At 60.0% G+C, this 22,934-nt stretch carries 16 protein-coding genes; 3 read left to right on the top strand and 13 right to left on the bottom strand.

What is annotated here, in order from left to right; translation table 11 throughout:
• Positions 1-17: 17 nt before the first annotated feature.
• The gene (locus GYN01_RS14680; protein WP_048400543.1) at positions 18-2,195 is read right to left on the bottom strand and encodes a malate synthase G; all 2,178 of its coding nucleotides are present in this window, start codon (positions 2,193-2,195) and stop codon (positions 18-20) included.
• A 427-nt stretch (positions 2,196-2,622) separates the two neighbouring features.
• Between GYN01_RS14680 and GYN01_RS14685 the strand changes: the two genes are divergently transcribed.
• The gene (locus tag GYN01_RS14685) at positions 2,623-3,141 is read left to right on the top strand and encodes a glycine cleavage system transcriptional repressor (RefSeq protein ID WP_048364490.1); all 519 of its coding nucleotides are present in this window, start codon (positions 2,623-2,625) and stop codon (positions 3,139-3,141) included.
• On the opposite strand, the gene rarD is transcribed toward GYN01_RS14685, so the two are convergent.
• The 12 genes from rarD to glnE form a co-directional block, all read right to left on the bottom strand.
• Complete coding sequence (gene rarD, locus GYN01_RS14690) at positions 3,138-4,022, bottom strand: EamA family transporter RarD (protein ID WP_048364491.1); 885 nt, start codon at positions 4,020-4,022, stop codon at positions 3,138-3,140. The genes GYN01_RS14685 and rarD overlap by 4 nt on opposite strands.
• Positions 4,023-4,188: 166 nt before the next feature.
• On the bottom strand, positions 4,189-5,163 hold the full coding sequence (locus GYN01_RS14695; RefSeq protein ID WP_048364492.1) for a serine/threonine protein kinase: 975 nt from the start codon (positions 5,161-5,163) through the stop codon (positions 4,189-4,191).
• A 93-nt stretch (positions 5,164-5,256) separates the two neighbouring features.
• Positions 5,257-7,158: a PhoX family protein gene (locus GYN01_RS14700; RefSeq protein WP_203307357.1), complete on the bottom strand. Its 1,902-nt coding sequence runs from the start codon at positions 7,156-7,158 to the stop codon at positions 5,257-5,259.
• Positions 7,159-7,237: 79 nt separating this feature from the next.
• Positions 7,238-8,692 carry a lipopolysaccharide kinase InaA family protein gene (locus GYN01_RS14705; protein WP_203307358.1) on the bottom strand — a complete coding sequence of 485 codons (1,455 nt, stop codon included), beginning with the start codon at positions 8,690-8,692 and terminating at the stop codon, positions 7,238-7,240.
• Positions 8,692-9,444 (bottom strand): lipopolysaccharide kinase InaA family protein, encoded by a 753-nt coding sequence (locus GYN01_RS14710; RefSeq protein ID WP_203307359.1) that lies wholly within the window; start codon positions 9,442-9,444, stop codon positions 8,692-8,694. The genes GYN01_RS14705 and GYN01_RS14710 overlap by 1 nt, the downstream gene beginning before the upstream one ends.
• The gene (locus GYN01_RS14715) at positions 9,441-10,175 is read right to left on the bottom strand and encodes a lipopolysaccharide kinase InaA family protein (RefSeq protein ID WP_048400551.1); all 735 of its coding nucleotides are present in this window, start codon (positions 10,173-10,175) and stop codon (positions 9,441-9,443) included. Before GYN01_RS14715 ends, GYN01_RS14710 begins: the two co-directional genes overlap by 4 nt.
• Positions 10,175-10,981, bottom strand: coding sequence for a lipopolysaccharide core heptose(I) kinase RfaP (gene rfaP, locus GYN01_RS14720; protein WP_048364497.1), 807 nt, complete (start codon positions 10,979-10,981; stop codon positions 10,175-10,177). Before rfaP ends, GYN01_RS14715 begins: the two co-directional genes overlap by 1 nt.
• Positions 10,981-12,102 carry a glycosyltransferase family 4 protein gene (locus tag GYN01_RS14725; protein WP_048364498.1) on the bottom strand — a complete coding sequence of 374 codons (1,122 nt, stop codon included), beginning with the start codon at positions 12,100-12,102 and terminating at the stop codon, positions 10,981-10,983. Before GYN01_RS14725 ends, rfaP begins: the two co-directional genes overlap by 1 nt.
• Entirely contained in the window at positions 12,102-13,163 is a 1,062-nt protein-coding gene (waaC, locus tag GYN01_RS14730; protein WP_048364499.1) for a lipopolysaccharide heptosyltransferase I, read from the bottom strand. Before waaC ends, GYN01_RS14725 begins: the two co-directional genes overlap by 1 nt.
• Positions 13,164-14,198: a lipopolysaccharide heptosyltransferase II gene (waaF, locus tag GYN01_RS14735; protein WP_203307360.1), complete on the bottom strand. Its 1,035-nt coding sequence runs from the start codon at positions 14,196-14,198 to the stop codon at positions 13,164-13,166.
• 58 nt (positions 14,199-14,256) lie between these two features.
• Entirely contained in the window at positions 14,257-15,180 is a 924-nt protein-coding gene (locus GYN01_RS14740; RefSeq protein WP_048364501.1) for a branched-chain amino acid transaminase, read from the bottom strand.
• 85 nt (positions 15,181-15,265) lie between these two features.
• Positions 15,266-18,238 (bottom strand): bifunctional [glutamate--ammonia ligase]-adenylyl-L-tyrosine phosphorylase/[glutamate--ammonia-ligase] adenylyltransferase, encoded by a 2,973-nt coding sequence (glnE, locus tag GYN01_RS14745; protein ID WP_048364502.1) that lies wholly within the window; start codon positions 18,236-18,238, stop codon positions 15,266-15,268.
• A gap of 383 nt (positions 18,239-18,621) precedes the next feature.
• Between glnE and aceE the strand changes: the two genes are divergently transcribed.
• Positions 18,622-21,267 (top strand): pyruvate dehydrogenase (acetyl-transferring), homodimeric type, encoded by a 2,646-nt coding sequence (gene aceE, locus GYN01_RS14750; protein ID WP_048364503.1) that lies wholly within the window; start codon positions 18,622-18,624, stop codon positions 21,265-21,267.
• Between the two features lie 11 nt (positions 21,268-21,278).
• A complete protein-coding gene (aceF, locus tag GYN01_RS14755; RefSeq protein ID WP_048400559.1) occupies positions 21,279-22,916 on the top strand; it encodes a dihydrolipoyllysine-residue acetyltransferase in 1,638 nt (545 codons plus the stop codon).
• Positions 22,917-22,934: the final 18 nt, after the last annotated feature.

The raw sequence follows: 22,934 nt of genomic DNA on the forward strand, positions 1-22,934 counted from the left end.
TGCGCGTTAACGCTTATTCACAGGCCATTTTTGGCCTTGAACTCACGACGACGACGGTGCAGCACCGGCTCGGTGTAACCGTTAGGCTGGCGGGTGCCCTCAATGACCAATTCGACGGCTGCCTGGAAGGCGATGTTGCTGTCGAAGTCGGGCGCCAGAGGACGGTACAGCGGGTCATTGGCGTTTTGGCGGTCAACCACCGGCGCCATGCGCTTGAGACTGGCCATCACTTGAGCTTGATTGACGATGCCGTGACGCAGCCAGTTGGCGATGTGCTGGCTGGAAATACGCAGCGTTGCACGGTCTTCCATCAGGCCGATGTCATTGATGTCCGGCACTTTAGAGCAGCCCACGCCCTGATCGATCCAGCGCACCACATAACCCAGGATGCCCTGCGAGTTGTTGTCCAGTTCGTTCTGGATCTGCTCAGGCGTCCACTGCGGGTTGACGGCCAGCGGGAGGGTCAGAATGTCGTCTACCGAGGCTTTGGTGCGCGTGGCCAGTTCGGCCTGACGCGCGAACACGTCGACCTTGTGGTAATGCAGCGCGTGCAGCGCAGCAGCCGTCGGCGACGGCACCCACGCGGTGTTGGCGCCCGCCAGCGGGTGCGCGATTTTTTGCTCCAGCATCGCCGCCATCAAGTCGGGCATCGCCCACATGCCTTTACCAATTTGTGCGCGGCCTTGCAGGCCAGTGCTCAAGCCGACGTCGACGTTGTTGTTCTCGTAGGCGCTGATCCACTTCTCGGCTTTCATGTCAGCCTTGCGCACCATCGGGCCAGCTTCCATCGAGGTGTGGATTTCGTCGCCGGTCCGGTCCAGGAAACCGGTGTTGATGAACACCACGCGTTCGCTGGCGGCTTTGATGCACGCCTTGAGGTTGACCGTCGTGCGGCGCTCTTCGTCCATGATCCCGACTTTGAGCGTGTTGCGTGGCAAGTTGAGCACGTCTTCAATGCGCCCAAACAGCTCATTGGTGAACGCAGCTTCTTCGGCGCCGTGCATTTTCGGTTTGACGATGTACACCGAACCGGTGCGGCTGTTGCTGCGCGTGGCGGTGCCGTTGAGGCTGTGGATCGCCGCGAGGCTGGTCAGCAGGCCGTCAAGGATGCCTTCGGGCACTTCGTTGCCGTCTTTGTCGAGGATCGCATCGATGGTCATCAAGTGACCCACGTTGCGTACGAACAGCAACGAGCGACCGTGCAAGCTAAGGCGGGCGCCGTTGGGCGCGGTGTATTCGCGGTCCGGGTTCATGGTGCGGGTGAAGGTTTGCCCGCCCTTGGACACCTGCTCGCTGAGGTCGCCCTTCATCAGGCCCAGCCAGTTGCGGTAGATCACCACTTTGTCGTCAGCATCGACGGCGGCCACGGAGTCTTCGCAGTCCATGATGGTGGTCAGCGCAGCTTCCATCAGCACGTCTTTGACGCCCGCCGCATCGGTCTGGCCGACAGGGCTGGTCGCGTCGATCTGGATTTCGAAGTGCAAGCCGTTTTGCTTGAGCAGCACGGCGGTCGGGGCGCCAGCTTCACCGCGGTAACCGATCAATTGCGCGGCATCACGCAAAGCGCTGCTGGTGCCGTCCTTGAGGGCGACGTGCAAGGCGCCGTTGACCACGGCGTAGCCAAGCGCATCAACGTGTGAACCCTTGGCCAGCGGCGCGGCTTCGTCAAGGAAGGCACGGGCGAAGGCGATGACTTTATCGCCGCGCACCTTGTTGTAGCCTTTGCCCTTTTGCGCGCCATCGGCTTCGCTGATGGCATCGGTGCCATACAACGCGTCATACAGCGAACCCCAACGAGCGTTCGAGGCGTTGAGGGCAAAGCGCGCATTCATCACCGGCACCACCAACTGCGGACCCGCCATGCGGGCGATTTCGTCATCGACGTTTTGCGTCGTTGCCTGGAAATCTGCGGCTTCTGGCTGCAAATACCCAATGTCTTGGAGAAAGGCCTTATAAGCCACGGCGTCATGGGCCTTGCCGGCCGCAGCCCGGTGCCAGGCGTCGATCCGCGCCTGCAAATCATCGCGTTTGGCGAGCAGTGCTTTGTTCTTGGGTGCCAGGTCGTGAATAACCTTGTCGGCACCGGCCCAGAACTGGTCGGCGGTCAAACCGGTACCGGGGATAGCTTCGTTGTTTACGAAGTCGAACAGGACTTTGGCGACCTGCAGGCCACCGACGTGAACGTGTTCAGTCATTGCTTGCCTCACTCATTTTTATTTAAAGCCTGGAGCGCTTCTTAAAACACCGCGTGGCTCATGCTGGCGGGGTTGTACGGGGTAGTGCAGACGCTTTGGCGGACCTTGTTGCAAATTATGTAGTGGTCGCCGAGGCATACTACATGATCACTTGCAGATGTGAAAATCAGACTAATCACGTCGTTCTACGACCATTTTTATCGCAGTGGTCACGTAGAAGAATGGGATGTTCTCAAGAAATGCACAGGTTGTTCCAGATAATTCTAAAAACAGTACACAATTTGTTGTTTGCTGATCTGGTTTCTAAGCCGTTTAGCGACCTGCCCGGTATGTATAAACGCCGGGGGGTGCCTTCGCGAGCCAACGCTCCCCTGCCAGTACGGCGGCTGCCTATACTCAACCGACCTTTAATAAGAGAGCGTGTGCCATGAACCATCTTGTGATTACGGTCTTTGCCCCGGACAAAGCCGGGCAGGTTGAACGCATTGCGCAGTGCATCGCCGAGCACGGCGGCAATTGGCTGGAGAGCCGCATGTCACGCATGGCCGGGCAGTTCGCGGGCATCGTACGGCTGGGGGTGTCGGCCGAAGCCCATGACGAGTTGGTCAACGCACTCAAACATCTTGAGGGGGAAGGCATTCGGGTGCTGGTGGCCGAGAGCGGGATCGAGCAATCCTGCACCTGGAAGCCCATCGCAATGCAATTGGTGGGCAACGACCGGCCCGGCATTGTGCGCGAGATTACGCGGGTGCTGACCGGGTTGGGCGTGAACCTGGAGCGATTAGTGACCGAAGTGCGGCTCGCGCCCATGAGCAACGAGCCACTGTTTCACGCCGAGGCCATTTTGGCGGTGCCGCTGACGCTCTCGCTGGAGGTGCTGCGCGAGCGCCTGGAAACCCTGGCCGATGAGATGCTGGTGGAGCTTAAGTTGCAGCCTGAGGATTAACGCCGGCGCAGGCTGATCCACGCATCAATGCTGTACACCACCAAACCGGCCCAGATGAACATGAACGCGATCAAGGTGCTGTGGGACAAGTGTTCGCCATACACCGCCACCGCCAGAATCAGCACCAGGGTGGGCGCCAGGTACTGCATGAAGCCCAGCGTGGTGTAAGGCAAATGCCGTGCGGCGGCGTTGAAGCAGACCAACGGGATCAGCGTCGCCGGACCTGCTGCGACCAGCAGCCAGGCTTGCGAGCTGGACCAAAACTCGGCGTGTGCGCTGTTGGCTTCGGGGTGCATCAGCAACCAGCCAATGGCAATCGGCACCAGAATCCAGGTCTCGACCACCAGCCCCGGCAGCGCCTTGACCGGTGCCTGTTTACGGATCAAGCCATAAAAGCCGAAGGTCAGCGCCAACACCAGCGACACCCACGGCAGGCTGCCCACTTGCCACACTTGCTGTGCCACACCGACGGCGGCCAAGCCCACGGCAATCCATTGCAGACGCCGCAGGCGCTCGCCCAGCAGCAACATGCCCAGCAGCACATTAACCAGCGGGTTGATGTAATAGCCCAGGCTGGCTTCGAGCATGCGGTCGTTATTGACCGCCCACACGTAAGTCAGCCAGTTGGCGGCAATCAACAGGCCGCTGACCGTCAGCACGCCAAGGCGTTTGGGGTTGTCGCGCAGTTCCTGCCACCAGCCGGGGTGCTTCCATACCAGCAACAGCAACGAGCCAAACAGCGCCGACCAGAGCACACGGTTGACGATGATTTCAGCCGCAGGAACGCTGGCCAGCAATTTGAAGTAAAGCGGGAACAGGCCCCAGATGATGTAGGCACTCAGGCCCAGAATGTACCCGTGGCGCGGGTTGGCGGCTTGCATGGTGGATCCTTGCTCAGGCAACAGATGGACACAGTGGAGGACGAGAGTGTAAGCAGGTTTTACAGAGGTGTCGTGCGTGACGGTCAGCGTGCAGCGCATGTTGCAGTCGCTGCCCAGGACTGCGAAGAGGCGCGCAAAGGGCTACTTTGCAGCCCTTTGCGGCGTATCAAAACAACTTCAGCGGTTCTTCATTGAGCGCCGACAGCTGCTCGCGCAACGCCAGCACCTGATCGCCCCAATAGCGCTCGGTGCCGAACCACGGAAAGCTGTGGGGAAACGCCGGATCGTCCCAGCGCCGCGCCAGCCACGCGCTGTAATGCATCAGGCGCAGGGCGCGCAGCGGTTCGATCAACGCCAGCTCGCGGGGGTTGAAGTCATGGAACTCGCTGTAGCCGTCCATCAGTTCCGACAACTGCCCCAGGCATTCTTGCCGATCACCGGCCAGCATCATCCACAGATCCTGCACCGCAGGCCCCATGCGACAGTCGTCCAGATCGACGATGTGGAACACCTCGTCGCGGCACATCATGTTGCCGGGGTGGCAATCGCCGTGCATGCGGATGTTGGTGTGCGGCGTGGCGGCGTACACGTCTTCGACGCGTTTGAGCAAGTCACGGGCCACCGACTCGTAGGCAGGCAGCAAGCTGCGCGGTATGAAATTACCTTCGAGCAGGGTCGTCAGCGAGTCATGCCCAAAATTCTTCACACCCAGCGCTTCACGGTGCTCAAACGGTTTAGTGGCACCCACGGCATGCAGGCGCCCGAGCAGTTGGCCGAGGCGATACAGTTGGTCCAAATTGCCCGGTTCTGGCGCGCGGCCACCCCGGCGAGGGAACAACGTGAAGCGGAACCCCGCGTGTTCAAACAGGCTCTGGCCGTTATGGATCATCGGCGCTACCACCGGCACCTCGCACTCGGCGAGTTCGAAGGTGAAGCGGTGCTCTTCGAGGATGGCTTCGTTGGTCCAGCGCTGGGGCCGGTAGAACTTGGCGATCAGCGGCTGCGAGTCTTCGATACCGACTTGGTACACGCGGTTTTCGTAGCTGTTGAGCGCGAGCACGCGGGCGTCGCTGAGGAAACCGATGCTTTCGACGGCATCGAGCACCAGATCAGGGGTAAGTGTTGCAAACGGATGAGACATGCTGACTCCTGCGCGCAGCAGGCTGCCGCGTCCGGCCATGCATGTTAGCGCAGACCGGATGGCAGAGGGCGATGGAAATCCGTAGGCGTTTGATCAGCTACCGACAATCGCGCCGTCTTCGCGGCTGATGGCCATCACCGATGAGCGCGGTTTGCCGTTGGGCAGGTGCTCGGGGAATGTCGAACCGCCGTTTTCGCCCGGATGCTGAATACCGACGAACAGGGTTTTTTGATCCGGTGAGAAGCTGATCCCAGTGACTTCACAGCCGACCGGCCCGACCATGAAGCGACGAATTTCACCGCTGGCCGGGTCGGCACACAGCATCTGGTTATTGCCCATACCGGCAAAATCACCGGTGTTGCTGACGTCGCCGTCCGTCAGGATCCACAGTCGTCCTGCGTCGTCAAACCCCATGCCGTCGGGGCTGTTGAACATGTTTTGCGCGGTGATATTGGCCGAGCCGCCCTTGGGCTGTTTGGGGTGCACGGCCGGGTTGCCTGCCACCACGAACAGGTCCCAGTCGAAACTCATCGCGCCATGCTCGTGGTTGTGTTCGTTCCAGCGCAGGATCTGCCCATAAACGTTTTTCTCGCGCGGGTTGGGACCGCCCACCGGCTGGCCGTCTTCACCGCGTTTAACGTTGTTGGTCAGCGTGCAATACACCTGGCCGTCTTTAGGGCTGACAACAATCCATTCCGGGCGGTCCATGCGCGTGGCACCCACCGTGCTGGCCGCCAGACGCGCGTGAATCAGCACCTCAGCTTGATTGGCAAAACCGCTGCCCGCGTTGATGCCGTTTTTACCGTGGCTCAGCTCGATCCACTGGCCCTGGCCTTTGGGACGGTCCGGGTTGCTGTCGCCGCTGTCGAAGCGGGCGACATACAAGGTGCCGTGGTCCAGCAGGTCGCGATTGGCTTGGGGGTTTTGCTGGTCGATTTTGTCGCGGCTGATGAACTTGTAAATGAACTCGCCGCGCTCATCGTCGCCCATGTACACCACGGCGTGGCCGTCAGCGGTTTGTGCCAGTGCGGCGTTTTCGTGCTTGAAGCGGCCCAGCGCCGTGCGCTTGACCGGGGTCGATTGCGGGTCAAAGGGGTCGATTTCCACCACCCAGCCGTGACGGTTTAGCTCGTTGGGGTTGTGCGCCAGGTCGAAGCGCGGGTCGTGCAGGTGCCAGTTGATGTCTTTGCTGGCGGCAACGGCGCCGTAGCGTTTTTGCGCGGCGTCGAAGCGGTGTTGGGGGTCGGTGCTGCCAAAACAGTCCGTGAAGTTTTCTTCGCAGGTCAGGTAGGTGCCCCACGGGGTTTTGCCGTTGGCGCAGTTCTGGAACGTGCCCAGCGCCAGCGTCCCGCTGTTATCGGCCCGGGTGCGCAGCAAGGCATGCCCGGCAGCCGGGCCGCTCAGGCGAATCGGGGTATTGCCGTGAATGCGTCGATTAAACGGCGAACCTTGCACAAACTGCCAACGGTCGCCCTTGCGCTGAATCTCGATCACCGACACGCCTTCGCTGGCCTGCGCTTTGTGCACCTCTTCGGCTGAAGTTGGCTGACCGCCGTGGGGGTAAAGGTAGCGGTAGTTGGTGTATTCGTTGTTGATGGCCATCAGGGCACGGTTCGGGTCATCGGGGAAAGCGAAGAGGCTCATGCCGTCGTTATTGTCGCCAAACTGGACTTCCTGCTCGGCAGCGGTGCCGTTACCGTCGGGGTTGAAGGCAGGGCCGTCGCTGTGCAGCGGTTGGCCCCAACTGATCAACACCGATGAGCGGTAGCCGGGCGGCAACGTGATGCTATCGGTGGTGGCAGCCTCAATGCTGCGAAACCCCAGCAACGTGCTGGAAGCGGCACGGATGCCGTCTGCCAGCACGCTGCGGCTCAGCAGGCCACCACCCAAAAACATAGCGGCTCCGCACAAGGCACCGGCGCTGATAAAACCGCGACGGCTGAGGCCGACGATGTGCTCAAGATCGGTGGGTTGGTCTTCTTGTAATAGGTTCATGGCTGCCTGCACTCACGACGGTTTTGGCAGCCACCTTAATCAGCCGGTATGACAACGATGTTTCAACGCACCCACAGCCTCAGACAGAAGGGGCTGAGGCGCAGGCTGGTATGCGCGCATCAATCACTTGATACAACGCGCTGCTGGCTGGCCAGTTGCGCATAAAGCGCGCCCGATCGCGGGCATACGCCGGAGCAAAACTGCTGAGCGAGCGGTGCTGGCACATCGAGTCCAGGTCAATCAGCGCCCAGCGACCGTTGTCCCAGAACACGTTATGCCCCTTAAGGTCGCCGTGGCTGATGTGTTCGCCAAGCAAATCGGCAAACAGTTGATCCAGCGCCTGCAACTCGGCTTCTGGCGCATCGCCCTGCTCTACATAAGGTGCGAAGCGCTCAATGATGTCCGGGCCGGGTAAATATTCAGTCACCAGATACGCTTTGCCACGCAACCCCAAAAAACGCGTTTCGAGCAGCGCCAGCGGCTTGGGCGTGGCGATGCCCAGGAACGCCAGCCGATTGCCTTCACGCCACGAATGCCAAGCGCGGCTCGGGCGCCAAAAGCGCTTGAGCCAATGGGCAAAGCCTTTAATGTTGTAACGCTTGATGACCAGCATACGACCGGCCACTTCGACTTTACCCACGCTCGCAGCGCCACCGGTTTTGTACAGATAACCCGCGTCCAGCAACGCATCGGCATTGGCCAGTACCGGCAACATCGCGCCCTCTTCTTCGCGACGAACCGCCCGCAACCCGCAGGCGGAGTTCTGCACGCTGAACAGCGTGCAGTCTCGTCCTGTTTTGCTCAGAAAGTCGTTCAAACGCCAGGCTCGGATTTTCTCGACCTGTTTGAGCAGCGCTTCGAGCGGCAAGGCGTGTTCGCCGTTGCTCAGCAGATAGTGCACCAGCAATTCTTCGGTAAACGGTTCGAGGCTTTTGGGCAACTGGGCGAAAAACACACCGAGGTTTTCCAACACTTTGGGCCGGGACAGGGGTTTGCCTGCCTGTTCGACGCAGATCCCTGCACCATCGATCAAGTACAGCGCGCCGTTGTGGCGCAGCAGGTTGTCCAGGTGCAGGTCTTCTTGCCACAAGCCTTTGAGGTGCATTTGGCCGATGGCCGCCAACGCCTCAGCCAGCACCGCTTGTTGCTCGTCTGCCAGCACAGGCAGGTGTTGCACCGCACTCCAGGCTTGGCCGAGGCTTTGCGCACCGTCCAGAAACTCGAACAATAACCAGCCGCCCTCGCCTTCCTGCAAGCCGTCGACCAGCAACTGTGGCGTGGTCAGCCCTTGCTCGGCCAAGAGCCGCACACCGGTCAGCTCGCGCTCAAAGTTGCGCGCCGCCTTGCTGCCGACCATCAACTTGGCCAGTACCGTGCGGCCGCGCCACACCCCCGCGCCCACGTAACGTTGACCTGGCAATACACGCAACAAGGTCAGCAGTTGCAATTGCGCAGGCCCCGCGGCATCCGCCAGCTCGATGCTCAGCGGCAAGCCCGGCGCACGTCCGGCTTTTTGCAGTTCAGACAGGCGCATCAGCGAGTTTCCTTTTGGCTACGACGCACATTCAGGCGCTGATACCACGCCTGCACCAGGCCACTGTCCGCAGGCTGATCGAGATAGGCGGCGAGCAACGCGCGCACTTCGGTTTCGGTCCAGACCTGAGCCCTGCGCAATAACGGCTCGATGTCTTTGACCCGGTCACGCTGGCCCAGCAGCAGCGGCCGGGTTTTTTCCAGGTCGATCAATTGCGCGCGATAAGCCTCGCCATCTGCCTGCAAAAAGATGTGCTTGGGGTAGAAACAGCCGTGCACCTGACGCACCGCGTGCAGCCGTCGCGCCAGTTGCCCGCACGCGCGCAAGATCGCCTGCTGCTGTTGAGCCGTCAGTTGCGGCCACTGCTCCAGCAGCGAATCGAGGTCATTCCAACCGTCCAGCGCACGGGTCATCAGAACCGCCCGACGCTCACCCTGGACCTTACGCTCACCAAAAAACACCGCTTCCAACGCAGGAATGCCCAACGCCTGATAGCGCTGAATATTACGAAACTCGCGGGCAAAACTCGGCTCGCCCAGCGGGCTGTGCAGCGTGCGGGTCAGGTAGTTGCTTTGGCGTTTGAGGTAAAAGCCCTGACCGTCGAGGTCCAGACGGAACACGCTGCTCCAACCACCGCGGCTGGTGTTGGGTTCGTCCACGGCATCAAGTTGCAGGTGCCACAGCGCTTCAAAATCCGCCAGCCCGTTGCGTTCCAGCAAGGTACGATCAGCGTCTGCTACAAAATCAGTCATTCCCGACCCTCAAAAAAACGCACGATATGGCGTACACGTTCCTTGTCCGCCGCGTTGAGCATCGTGCGCCCGGTGTATTGGAAATAAAAACGCAGGCGCTGGGTGGCCGACAGATGATATTTGGCCACTTTGTCCAGGCACGCCAGGTCTTTGGTGATGCGGTACTTGAGCCAGAATCCGCGCCAGAAGTCGCCATTGGGGCAGTCGATCAAATAAAGGCGCGCCTGATCGTCGATCAGCAAATTGCGCCACTTCAGGTCGTTATGCGTGAAGCGATGGTCGTGCATGGTTTTGGTGTAACGCGCCAACTGGCGGCTCACACCGTCGACCCAGACCCGGTCTTTGAGCAGCGGATCGTGGTTGTCGGCCAGGTCGGACAAATCGCGGGTATTGGGCAACTCGCGGGTAATCATCGCGCCACGGGCATAGGCCATGCCTTTGCGCTCAAGGCCCCAGGCCACCACGTCTGCGGTAGGAATGCCCCACTTGGCGAAGCGCTTGAGGTTCTGCCATTCGGACTTCACGCGCGGTCGGCCCAAATAACGGCGCAAGCCTTTGCCTGCTCCGGTGTAGCGTTTGACGTAGTAATTGACGCCCTCACGCTCGACACGAATGACCTCTGACAACGGATCGCGGGTCAGGTGCTCGCCTTGCAGGGCAAACACGGTATCCAGGCTGCCAAAATCGTGGGCCAGCGCACTGTAGGCAGGGTCAAGGTTCCAGCCCGCCATTACAGTGCATCCCCATAACGCACTTTACGTGCATAGAGTTTGTTTGCCTTGCCTTCCAGCCACGCCAACAGGCGGGCCTCTTCGCGCAGGATCTGGCGCAGCGGCATTTGGAAATAGCCGCGCAGGAAGCGCAACTTGTCGCGTTGCGTCAGGCCGATGTCCAGCGCCGAGAAATACAACGCGGCCAGATCCTTGTTGCGCCAACGCTGGCTGATCACGGCGCGGGTTTGGGCGCGGTGCAGGTCGATCACCGACAAACGGAAGTTATCGGCGGTGACCGGGGTGTCGGTGTGCAGCAAAAAATGGCAAATGTAGCAGTCGCGGTGGTTGACGCCTGCGCGGTGCATCATGCCGGTCATGCGCGCCACCTCAGCAATCAACGCGCGTTTGAGCGCGGGCTGCGGCGGCTGCTTGACCCAGTTGAGGCTGAAATCTTCGAGGCTGACGGTCGGCGCGAGTTCTTCCGTGATGATGAACGAGTGCTGCGCGGCCGGGTTGCTGCCTTTTTCGCCATAGGCTACGGCGGTCATGGTGGGCACGCCGACTTCGTGCAGGCGATTGATCGCCCGCCACTCCTGACCTGCACCGAGCACCGGCAATTTGGCGGTCAGCAGGTTTTTGAACACTTCACCCCAGCCAATGCCACGGTGGATTTTCACAAAGTAGCCGCGCCCGTCGACTTCAGTACGCAAAGTCCGTCGCCCTTCCAGTTCGCGGTACACCTCGCCTTCCAGACGCTCGACTTCGGTGAACGCATCGCGCCCGGCCCACACGCTTTTGAACGGTTCGGCAAGAATCAGTTTCATCAGTGTTGCTCCGCCAGAATCACATCCGCAGCGTGCTGCGCCATGCTATAGAGGTCGGCCGTCTGCGCGAAGGCCAGGCCGTTTTGGCTCCAGGCCGCACGCGCAGCATCATCGGACAACATGTGGGTCAGGTACTCATTGAGTTGCGCCTGCTCAAACGGCTCGTCCAGCACGCGCCCCGCGTCTGCATCAGCGATGTAATGGGCATAGCCGCATACCGCGCTGACCAGCACCGGCAAACCGGCCACCAGCGCTTCGAGCAGTACGGTGCCGGTGTTTTCGTTGTAGGCCGGGTGAATCAGCAAGTCAGCGCCCAACAGGAAACGCGGGATGTCACTGCGCCCTTTGAGAAACTGCACCTGATCGCCCAGCCCCAATGTGGCACTTTGCAATTGAAAGACTTTGGGGTCGTCCTGGCCGATTACAAACAGCCGGGTACGTTTTTTAAGCTCGCCAGGCAGCGCCGCCAATGCTTTAAGGCTGCGATCCACGCCTTTGGTCTTGAACCCGGAGCCAATCTGTACCAGCAGCAGATCATCGTCGGCCAACTTGAATTCACGGCGAAACTGGGCACGAATCTCGGCGGCATTTGGCGGCGCACGGCGGTCCAGCGCGATACCCGGCGGCAGCAGGTGAAAACGCTCCAGCGGGGTGCCGTAATGCTTGATGAACAGCGGCTGCTGGACTTCGGAAATCATCAGGATTTGGGTCTTCGCCTCTTTGGCAAACACCGCGCGTTCGTACTCGGCAAAGTGCTTGTAACGTTTGAAGAAGCGGTAAAACGCATGGCGCAGGTTTTGCGCTTTGTCTTCAAAACAGCCGTCTGCGGCGTAGTACACGTCCAGACCGGGCATTTTGTTGAAGCCGATCAGGCGGTCCACCGGACGCTTGGCCAGGTCGGCCTGCATCCAGGCGAGCATTTTTTCGTTGCGGGTGTGGTTGTGAAACGCCTTCACCGGCGCCACCAACACGTCAAACCCGGGCGGAATATCGCCTTCCCAGATCATGGTGTACACACGGATCTGGTGCCCGCGCTGCTGGCACTCCAGCGCAATGCGCATGAAGTCGCGTTGCAAGCCACCAAACGGGAAATATTTGTACAGCACAAAAGCCAGTTGCATCAGCGCAGTTCCTCAGCCAGTAACAACGTGCTTAATCGACTCGCGACACGCTCAGGGTTCAAACGAGTGAAGCACAGCGGCCACTCGTTTTTCAGGTCAAACCGCTGCTGGTCCTGTGCAGTCGGCGAATAGGTACATTTTTTTTGCAGGCACGGCGCGCAGGGAAAGTCGCTGGCCAAGTGGATTTGCCCCTTGCCGTAAGCGCCCGTCAGGCCGGGGTTGGTGGGGCCAAACAGGGAAATGGTCGGCACATCCAATGCGGCGGCCAAATGCCCCAGACCGGTGTCCACCGCCACGCAGGCACTGGCGCTGGCCAGCACTTTGGCAACGCCTGCCAGGTTCAACTTGGGCAGCACCACAACGTTGTGCAAATCCTTGGCGATGCGTTCAGCCCGAGCCTTCTCTGCCGGGTTGCCCCACGGCAAACGCACGTCGACACCCAAATGGCCCACGCGAATGGCCAGGTCGCGCCAGTACACTTCGGGCCAGTGTTTGGTGTCCCATGTGGTGCCGTGCAAAAACAACACGAAGGGTTTTTTACGCGGCAGCTCGACCAGTTTTTCGACGTCCAGACCATAGTCGCCCAAACCTTTGGGCAGATCGTAGCCCAGCGCAACCGCAAACAACTGACGCAACCGCTCGACCGCGTGTTGGCCACGGGCCACCGCCAAACGACGCTGATAAAAGCGGCTGGCCAAGGGTTCGCGGGCCGAGTCTTTATCCAGCCCGGCCACCGGCGCCTTGACGTAGCGGGTCAGCCAGGCACTTTTGAGCAGACCCTGGGCGTCGATCACCAAGTCGTATTTTTCGGCACGCAGGCTTTGCTTGAAGCGTCGCCATTCGCCGCTCTTGAAGGTTTCCCAGATGTTTTTACGCCAGCGGCGAATCGCCACCGGAATCACTTTACCCACGGCCGGGTGCCAGGTCGGAATCTCGGCAAAGCCTTCTTCCACCACCCAGTCAAAGGTGATGCCCGGAATCGCCCGCGCGGCATCGGTCAGGGCGGGCAACGCATGAATCACATCCCCCAGGGATGAGGTTTTGACCAACAGTACGCGCACCTAGTGGACCTCGACCGGTGAACCTTGCAACCGCTGCAAGGCGTCTACAACGGGTTGCGGCATCAGCTCGCGCAAACAGTTGTAATGGCCGAAACGGCAGGTGCGCTCAAAGCAGGGGCTGCACTCAAGGCCCAGACGCACGATCTCGACCTTGTCGGCCAAGGGCGGTGTAAAGCCTGGCGACGTTGAACCGTAGACCGCCACCAGCGGGCGATTCAGGGCGGCAGCCACATGCATCAGGCCCGAGTCGTTGGACACCACCGAGTCGGCGCAGGACAACACATCAATGGCCTCGGCCAGCGAGGTCTCGCCGCTGAGGTTGACGGCTTCCTCACGCAGACCGGGAATCAGGCGCGAGCGAATGTCTTCGCCTACCGCATGATCATTTTTCGAACCGAACAGCCAGACCTGCCAACCTTCGCGGATTTTTTGCTCGGCGACCTTGGCGTAGTGCTCGGATGGCCAGCGTTTGGACTCGCCAAACTCGGCGCCGGGGCACAACGCCAGCACCGGACGGTCGAGCGTCAGACCAAACTTGGTCAATGCCGCCTCACGGCGCTGCGGATCAATCTGCAACGCAGGCCGCGGGTAAGGCTTGGGCAGCTCTGCGCCCGGCTCGAAGGCCAGCGCCATGAAGCGCTCGATCATCAGCGGGTAGCGTTCTTTATCGAGCTTGCGCACATCGTTCAGCAGGCCGTAGCGAAACTCGCCACGCCAGCCGGTGCGCTTGGGCACCCCCGCAAAGAACGGCACGAGGGCTGATTTCAGCGAGTTGGGCAGCAAGATGGCCTGATCGTACTGCCCCTTGAGGGACTTGCCGATCTTGCGCCGCGTGGCCAGTTCCAGCGCGCCGTGGCCGAGCGGAAAGCTCAAGGCCTGGCGAACTTCAGGCATGCGTTCGAGAATCGGCCGGCTCCACTCGGGGGCCAGCACATCGATTTCGCACTCTGGGTGACGCTGTTTCAGGCACTGGAACAGTGTCTGCGCCATCACCATGTCACCGACCCAGCTGGGCCCAACGATCAAAATATTCATAAGTTTCCATAAACAAGCAAGGGAGGCATTCGCCTCCCCGCTGTGATGCCATTTCGCTTTATTTGACCAGTGTACGCCACTCGGGGTGGGCCGTTGTCTTGCCGGTCACCAGGTCAAAGTAAGCCTTTTGCAGTTTTTCAGTGATCGGGCCACGGCGGCCGATCCCGATTAGACGCCCGTCGACTTCACGAATCGGCGTGACTTCAGCGGCAGTGCCGGTGAAGAACGCTTCGTCGGCGATGTATACCTCGTCGCGGGTGATGCGTTTTTCAACAAATTTGTAACCCAGCTCGGTGGCCAGGGTCAGGATCGTGCTGCGGGTGATGCCGTTCAGGCAGGCCGTCACGTCCGGGGTATAAATGACGCCATCTTTGATCAGGAAGACGTTCTCGCCCGAACCCTCGGCGACAAAACCTTCCGGGTCGAGCAACAGCGCTTCGTCGGCACCGCCCGAAATCGCTTCCTGCAAGGCCAGCATCGAGTTGATGTAGTGGCCGTTGGCCTTGGCACGGGTCATGGAGATGTTCACATGGTGGCGGGTGAAGGAGCTGGTACGCACCTTGATCCCGACTTCCAGCGCTTCGGCGCCCATATAGGCACCCCAGCTCCACGGCGCGATGATCACATGCACCTTCAAACCGGTGGCGCGCAAGCCCATTGCCTCAGAGCCGTAAAACACCATCGGGCGAATGTAGGCGCTGTCGAGGTTGTTTTCACGCACCGCCACGCGGGTCGCTTCATTGATTTCGTCTTTGCTGAACGGGATCTTCATGCCCATGATGTGGGCCGAATCGAACAGACGGTCAGTGTGCGCCTGCAAGCGGAAAATCGCTGCGCCCTGCGGGGTTTCGTAGGCGCGCACACCTTCAAAGACACCCATGCCGTAATGCAGGGTATGGGTCAGCACGTGGGTGGTTGCGTCACGCCACGGCACCAGTTTGCCGTCATACCAGATCACACCATCACGATCAGCCATCGACATCATTACGCTCCTCAAAAGAATCCAGCACCTGCGCCTTGAGACGACAGGCAAATTGGACGAGCCTTATGGGCCCGCCGGATACGTTCTACAGCTTTAACTCTGTGTTCTGGCTGACCGGGTCAAGACCCAGCTCAGACCAAATGCGTCGCACGTGTTGACGTTCGACGACAAACTGATCACCCGTGACCACCCCCGCTTCCTTTTGCAAGGCTTGGCGGTGAGCGACAGCACGGAAGGCTTTGTAAGCCTCACGCAACAGGCTGGCATCAGCGGCGGGCATCAACCCAGCCTGTTCCAGCCCTTCCAGAATGCGGATGTTATCGGTGTAACGGAGCAATTGCGGGTATTCCCACGCCCATGCAAGGGCCGCGTATTGCACCATAAATTCAATATCGACGATACCTCCGGCGTCCTGCTTGAGGTCGAACGGCACCGTGGGCTGGAAGGCGTTTTCGCCCAGCCCCGCCGCGGTAATGCGCGTGCCCAGGTTGTCGCGCATTTTGGCCCGCATCTCGCTGACCTCCAGGCGCAGCGTGGGCAAGTCACGCTCACGGCCCAACACCTTGGCGCGGACCTGCTCGAACGCAGCCCCCACTTGCTTGCAGCCTACAAGCACCCGCGCGCGCACCAGCGCCTGATGCTCCCAGGTCCAGGCTTCGTTTTGCTGATAACGCTCAAAGGCACCGAGCGAGCTGACCAACAGCCCGGACGCGCCTGACGGACGCAAGCGCATGTCGACTTCATACAACTGACCGGAGTTGGTTTGTGCCGTGAGCAAGTGAATGATCCGTTGCCCCAAACGGGTGAAGAACTGCGCGCTGTCGATGGGTTTGGTGCCGTCCGTTTCGGCGTTCGGGTCACCGTCGTGGATAAACACCAGGTCCAGGTCCGAGCCGTGGCCCAGCTCGATGCCGCCGACTTTGCCGTAGCCCACAATAATGAAGCCCGGATCGCACAAGCTGCCGTCAGTGCGTTGCGGCGTGCCGTACTTGGCCACGGTCTGGCGCCAGGCCAGTGCCAGCACTTGCTCCAGAATGGCTTCAGCCAGCCAGGTCAGGTAATCGCTGACCTTCATTAATGGCAGGCTGCCGGCGATTTCCGAGGCCGCAACGCGCAAGCGGTGCGCCAGCTTGAAGTTGCGCAGCGCTTCCATCTGCTGCTCAAGGTCATCTTCGGGAATGCGCGTCAGGCGCTCGCGCAACTCGGCGGCCAGTTCCGGCGCCAAGGGTGGCTTGAACAGACGGCCTTCGTTGAGCAATTCATCGAGCAAGAGCGGGAAACGGGTGATTTGTTCGGCAATCCACGGGCTTGCCGCACACAAGGTCAGCAAACGACGCAGCGCGTCAGGGTTTTCAGTCAGTAGCACCAGATACGCTGAACGGCGGGCCACGGCTTCTACCAGGGGCAATACCCGCTCCAGCACCAGGTCCGGATTGGCGTGCTCAACGGCCTGTGCCAGCAAGCGCGGAATGAAGGCATCCAGTCGCTCACGCCCCAAACGCTGCATCGCCCGCAGCTGCGGGCTGGAACGCAGCCCGGCCAGTTGTTTCAATGCTTTGGGGGCATCTGCAAAACCGGCTTCTTGCAATTGAACACAGGCGGCAGCGTCGTCCTGAACTTCTTCCCACAACGGCAGCCACTCGCCGCCCACGATCAACTCACCCTCGTCGATATCTTCTTCATCGTCCGGGTCGGCGATCACCTGACGGAAATGCCAGTCAATTCGCCCGCGCCACGCCATCAATTGTTCATGGAACGTGGCCCAGCTATCGAAGCCCATCATGAAGGCGATACGCGCTTGATCCTGCTCGCTGTCGGGCAGCATCTGGGTCTGGCGGTCGGCAATCGCCTGAATCGCGTGCTCGGTGTAGCGCAAAAATTCATAGCCTTCACGCAGCTCACTGACCACAGCGGCCGGCAAGTAACCCTGGCCTTCGAGGATGCTCAGCACTTTAAGCAGGGGACGCTGCTGCAAGCTCAGGTCGCGGCCGCCGTGGATCAGCTGGAACGCCTGAGCGATAAATTCAACCTCGCGGATGCCGCCCGCCCCCAACTTGATGTTGTCGGCCATGCCTTTGCGCCGCACTTCTTGCTGAATCAATTGCTTCATGGTGCGCAGCGCTTCAATCGCCGAAAAGTCGAGGTAGCGCCGATACACAAACGGGCGCAGCAGATCGAGCAACTGCGCGCCCATCACTTGATCGCCCGCCACCACACGGGCCTTGATCATCGCGTAGCGCTCCCAGTCCCGGCCCTGATCCTGGTAATACTGCTCCAGCGCATTGAAGCTCAGCACCAGCGCGCCCGATGAGCCGTAAGGGCGCAGGCGCATGTCGACCCGGAAGACGAAACCGTCGACGGTCATCGGGTCGAGTGCCTTGATCAGGCGTTGACCCAGGCGGATAAAGAACTCCTGGTTGTCCAGCGGGCGCTTGGCACCCACCGTTTCACCCCCTTCGGGGTAAGCGAAAATCAAGTCGATGTCTGACGACAAGTTCAGCTCGACGGCGCCGAGTTTGCCCATGCCCAGAATCACCATCGGCTGCGGCTCGCCACTGCGCTGCCCGATCGGCGTGCCAAATTGCTGGCAATGACGCTCATACAACCAGCGATACGCCTGATCAATGCTCGCGTCGGCCATGTCCGACAGATCGCGACAGGTTTCGATCAAATCCGCCTGGCGGGTCAGATCGCGCCAAATAATGCGCACTTGCTGACGCGTGCGTTGGCGGCGCAATACGCGCCCCAGCTCATCATCGGTGTGCGCCTGCTGCACTGCGGCGCTAATTTGCCCGCACAGCTCGCCGGGGGCAAAGCTGCGGTCCAGTTCGCCAAAGCCCGCCAGCTCCAGCAACATCAAAGGGTCACGTAACGCTTGTTCAATAAAGAAGTCACTGGCGGCGCTGACGCGATTGAAAGCCACCCACCGCTCGGCCGACCAGTCATCCAGCGCCCACTCACTGTCTAGCCCGGCCACCGCAGCGCGCCACGACTGTTCGGCACGGGTTACCAATGGCAATAAAAGGGTGGGGATTGGAGCAAGCGACGGAAGGCTCATGGTCTATCCTTGATCGGCGACAGTAATGCCGAGTACGGTGACAGGAAGAAACAGCGGTTTAATCCGACTGTCGAACAAAGGTTATTAATAGCTGAATGCTGTTTTTTATTGGCAGCAAACCTTCAAAAAGAAGGCAATAAATTAAATTTCGCACTAACAATATCGATTTTTCGCACAACTACACGACTGACCATCAGCGCCTGACATGTAGTTTTACTACTGAGTGACCCACTTGAAAGGCTGAAATGGCCAACGATTTGTAGTAAAACTACACAACGCTGGAATCTACTTCCGGTCATCCAAGAATTTATGTCGTCTGCCCACAAGGCCAGTCGCAAACTCAGGCAACCGATTCTGGAAGCCTTTCCGCCCTGGAGCAAGCCATGCAAGACCTCGATCCCGTCGAAACCCAGGAATGGCTGGACGCCCTGGAATCGGTTCTCGACAAAGAAGGCGAAGACCGCGCTCACTACCTGATGACCCGTATGGGTGAGCTCGCAACCCGCACCGGTTCGCAACTGCCGTACGCCATCACCACGCCATACCGCAACACCATCCCTGTGACCCACGAAGCACGCATGCCTGGCGACCTGTTCATGGAACGCCGCATTCGCTCGTTGGTTCGCTGGAACGCCATGGCCATGGTAATGCGCACGAACTTGAAAGATTCTGACCTGGGCGGTCACATCTCCAGCTTCGCTTCCAGTGCAACCCTGTATGACATCGGCTTCAACTACTTCTTCCAGGCCCCGACCGAAGAACACGGCGGCGACCTGATCTACTTCCAGGGCCACACCTCCCCAGGCGTTTACGCCCGTGCGTTCATGGAAGGCCGCATCACCGAAGACCAGATGAACAACTTCCGCCAGGAAGTCGACGGCCAGGGCCTGTCGTCCTACCCGCACCCTTGGCTGATGCCTGACTTCTGGCAGTTCCCGACCGTTTCAATGGGTCTGGGCCCCATCCAGGCGATCTACCAGGCACGCTTCATGAAGTACCTGGAAGCCCGTGGTTTCATCCCCGCTGGCAAGCAAAAAGTCTGGTGCTTCCTGGGCGACGGCGAATGTGACGAGCCTGAATCCCTGGGCGCGATCTCGCTGGCTGGCCGCGAAAACCTCGACAACCTGATCTTTGTCATCAACTGCAACTTGCAGCGCCTCGACGGCCCGGTTCGCGGTAACGGCAAAATCATCCAGGAACTCGAAGGCGTGTTCCGCGGTGCTCAGTGGAACGTGACCAAAGTCATTTGGGGCCGTTTCTGGGACCCGCTGCTGGCCAAAGACGTCGACGGCATCCTGCAACGCCGCATGGACGAAGTCATCGACGGCGAGTACCAGAACTACAAAGCCAAAGATGGCGCGTTCGTTCGCGAACACTTCTTCAACACGCCTGAACTCAAGGCGATGGTTGCTGATTTGTCCGACGACGAAATCTGGAAGCTCAACCGTGGCGGCCACGACCCGTACAAGGTCTACGCGGCGTATCACGAAGCGGTCAACCACAAAGACCAGCCAACCGTGATCCTGGCCAAAACCATCAAGGGTTATGGCACCGGTGCCGGCGAAGCAAAAAACACCGCGCACAACACCAAGAAAGTCGACGTCGACAGCCTGAAGTTGTTCCGCGACCGTTTCGACATCCCGGTCAAAGACGAAGAAATCGAAAACCTGCCGTTCTTCAAGCCAGAAGAAGGCAGCGCTGAAGCCCGCTACCTGAGCGAGCGCCGTAGCGCACTGGGTGGTTTCGTGCCACAGCGCCGCGCCAAGAGCATGAGCATTCCGACCCCGCCACTGGATACCCTCAAGGCCATCCTTGACGGTTCAGGCGAGCGCGAAATCTCCACCACCATGGCTTTCGTGCGCATTCTGGCGCAACTGGTCAAGGACAAAGACATCGGCCAGCGCATCGTGCCGATCATCCCGGACGAAGCCCGTACCTTCGGTATGGAAGGCATGTTCCGCCAGTTGGGCATCTACTCCTCCACCGGCCAGCTCTACGAGCCAGTCGACAAAGACCAGGTGATGTTCTACCGCGAAGACAAAAAAGGTCAGATCCTCGAAGAAGGCATCAACGAAGCAGGCGCCATGAGCTCCTTCATCGCTGCCGGTACTTCGTACTCCAGCCACAACCAGCCGATGCTGCCGTTCTACATCTTCTACTCGATGTTCGGTTTCCAGCGCATTGGTGACCTGGCCTGGGCCGCTGGCGACAGCCGCACCCGTGGCTTCCTGATCGGCGGCACCGCCGGGCGTACCACGCTCAACGGCGAAGGCCTGCAACACGAAGACGGTCACAGCCACATCCTGGCCTCCACCATCCCTAACTGCCGCACCTTCGATCCAACCTACGGCTATGAGCTGGCGGTGATCATCCAGGACGGCATGAAGAAGATGACCGAAGAGCAACAGGACGTCTTCTACTACATCACCGTGATGAACGAGTCTTACCAGCAGCCAGCCATGCCGGCCGGGGTTGAGGAAGGCATCGTCAAGGGCATGTACCTGCTCGAAGAAGACACCAAAGAAGCGGCACACCACGTACAGCTGATGGGCTCCGGCACCATCCTGCGTGAAGTGCGCGAAGCGGCAAAAATCCTGCGTGATGAATTCAACATCGGTGCCGACGTGTGGAGCGTTACCAGCTTCAACGAACTGCGTCGCGACGGCCTGGCCGTTGAGCGTGAAAACCGTCTGCACCCTGGCCAGAAGCCAAAGCTCAGCTACGTAGAAGAGTGCCTGAGCGGGCGTAAAGGTCCGGTCATTGCCTCCACCGACTACATGAAGCTGTTCGCCGAACAGATTCGTCAGTGGGTACCGGTCAAAGAATTCAAAGTGCTGGGCACTGACGGTTTCGGCCGCAGCGACAGCCGCAAAAAACTGCGTCACTTCTTTGAAGTAGACCGTCATTTCGTGGTGTTGGCAGCCCTTGAAGCACTGGCTGACCGTGGTGATATCGAACCTAAGGTAGTGGCAGAAGCCATCGTCAAGTTCGGCATCAACCCAGAAAAACGCAACCCACTGGACTGCTGAGGAGAATTTTTGTGAGCGAACTCATTCGAGTACCTGACATCGGCAGCGGTGACGGTGAAGTCATCGAACTGTTTGTAAAAGTCGGCGACCGTATCGAAGCCGACCAGAGCATTCTGACGCTGGAATCGGACAAGGCGAGCATGGAAATCCCTGCTCCCAAAGCGGGCATCGTCAAAAGCTTGAAAGTAAAGCTGGGCGACCGCCTGAAAGAAGGCGACGAACTGCTGGAACTGGAAGCCGAGGGCGCCGCTGCGGCGCCTGAAGCTGACGCTCCTGCGGCACCGGCAGCCGCTGAAAAGCCTGCGGCCGCGCCCGTAGCCGAGGCCCCTGCGGCCCCGGCCGCTGCACCGGCAAGCTCGACGGTTCAGGACATTCACGTCCCGGACATCGGCTCGTCGGGCAAAGCCAAAATCATCGAAATTCTGGTCAAGGCTGGCGACACCGTTGAGGCTGATCAGTCGTTGATCACCCTCGAATCCGACAAGGCCAGCATGGAAATTCCATCGCCAGCCGCCGGTGTGGTCGAAAGCATTTCGGTCAAACTCGATGACGAAGTTGGCACTGGCGACTTCATCCTCAAGCTCAAAGTACAAGGCGCTGCGGCCCCGGCTGCACCTGCGCCAGCTGCTGCTGAACAAGCTCCGGCCACAACTCAAGCACCGGCTGCGGCCCCTGCGCCAGCCGCCAAAGCCGAGGCAGCCCCTGCCCCGGCAACCGCGCCTGTGCCAAAAGGCGCCAAAGTTCACGCTGGCCCTGCCGTGCGTCAACTGGCCCGCGAGTTCGGCGTCGAGCTGAACGCGGTCAGCCCAAGCGGCCCGCACGGTCGTGTGCTGAAAGAAGACGTGCAGGTTTACGTCAAAGCCATGATGCAAAAGGCCAAAGAAGCACCGGCCGCCGGTGCAACCGGTGGTGCTGGCATTCCGCCGATTCCGGCTGTCGATTTCAGCCGTTTCGGTGAAGTCGAAGAAGTGGCCATGACCCGCCTGATGCAAATCGGCGCGTCGAGCCTGCATCGCAGCTGGCTGAACATCCCGCACGTGACGCAGTTCGATCAGGCTGACATCACTGAGCTGGAAGCTTTCCGCGTTGCACAAAAAGCGGTCGCAGAAAAAGCCGGTGTGAAACTGACCGTGTTGCCGCTGCTGCTCAAGTCCTGCGCGCACCTGCTCAAAGAAATGCCCGACTTCAACAGCTCGCTGGCGCCAAGCGGCAAAGCCATCATCCGCAAGAAGTACGTCAACATCGGCTTCGCCGTAGACACCCCGGATGGCCTGCTGGTCCCTGTGATCAAGAACGTTGATCAGAAGAGCCTGCTGCAACTGGCGGCGGAAGCGGCGGCACTGGCTGCCAAGGCCCGTGACAAGAAGCTCACCGCTGACGACATGCAAGGCGCCTGCTTCACCATTTCCAGCCTGGGCCACATTGGCGGCACCGGCTTCACGCCAATCGTCAACGCGCCGGAAGTGGCGATCCTTGGGGTTTCCAAGGCAACCATCCAGCCAGTCTGGGACGGCAAAGCCTTCCAGCCGAAACTGATGCTGCCGCTGTCGCTGTCCTACGATCACCGCGTGATCAATGGCGCTGCGGCTGCACGCTTCACCCAGCGTCTGAGCCAGTTGTTGGGCGACATCCGCACCATCCTGCTGTAAGCCAGACCCCGGCCTTCT

The organism is Pseudomonas weihenstephanensis (assembly GCF_016812185.1).
In the GTDB taxonomy this organism is placed as follows: Bacteria; Pseudomonadota; Gammaproteobacteria; order Pseudomonadales; family Pseudomonadaceae; genus Aquipseudomonas; species Aquipseudomonas weihenstephanensis.

Excerpts from the sequence above, each read along its gene's own strand:
- GYN01_RS14680 (WP_048400543.1), bottom strand. The coding sequence starts at position 2,195 with ATGACTGAACACGTTCACGTCGGTGGCCTGCAGGTCGCCAAAGTCCTG.
- GYN01_RS14685 (WP_048364490.1), top strand. The coding sequence starts at position 2,623 with ATGAACCATCTTGTGATTACGGTCTTTGCCCCGGACAAAGCCGGGCAG.
- rarD (WP_048364491.1), bottom strand. The coding sequence starts at position 4,022 with ATGCAAGCCGCCAACCCGCGCCACGGGTACATTCTGGGCCTGAGTGCC.
- GYN01_RS14695 (WP_048364492.1), bottom strand. The coding sequence starts at position 5,163 with ATGTCTCATCCGTTTGCAACACTTACCCCTGATCTGGTGCTCGATGCC.
- GYN01_RS14700 (WP_203307357.1), bottom strand. The coding sequence starts at position 7,158 with ATGAACCTATTACAAGAAGACCAACCCACCGATCTTGAGCACATCGTC.
- GYN01_RS14705 (WP_203307358.1), bottom strand. The coding sequence starts at position 8,692 with ATGCGCCTGTCTGAACTGCAAAAAGCCGGACGTGCGCCGGGCTTGCCG.
- GYN01_RS14710 (WP_203307359.1), bottom strand. The coding sequence starts at position 9,444 with ATGACTGATTTTGTAGCAGACGCTGATCGTACCTTGCTGGAACGCAAC.
- GYN01_RS14715 (WP_048400551.1), bottom strand. The coding sequence starts at position 10,175 with ATGGCGGGCTGGAACCTTGACCCTGCCTACAGTGCGCTGGCCCACGAT.
- rfaP (WP_048364497.1), bottom strand. The coding sequence starts at position 10,981 with ATGAAACTGATTCTTGCCGAACCGTTCAAAAGCGTGTGGGCCGGGCGC.
- GYN01_RS14725 (WP_048364498.1), bottom strand. The coding sequence starts at position 12,102 with ATGCAACTGGCTTTTGTGCTGTACAAATATTTCCCGTTTGGTGGCTTG.
- waaF (WP_203307360.1), bottom strand. The coding sequence starts at position 14,198 with ATGAATATTTTGATCGTTGGGCCCAGCTGGGTCGGTGACATGGTGATG.
- GYN01_RS14740 (WP_048364501.1), bottom strand. The coding sequence starts at position 15,180 with ATGTCGATGGCTGATCGTGATGGTGTGATCTGGTATGACGGCAAACTG.
- glnE (WP_048364502.1), bottom strand. The coding sequence starts at position 18,238 with ATGAGCCTTCCGTCGCTTGCTCCAATCCCCACCCTTTTATTGCCATTG.
- aceE (WP_048364503.1), top strand. The coding sequence starts at position 18,622 with ATGCAAGACCTCGATCCCGTCGAAACCCAGGAATGGCTGGACGCCCTG.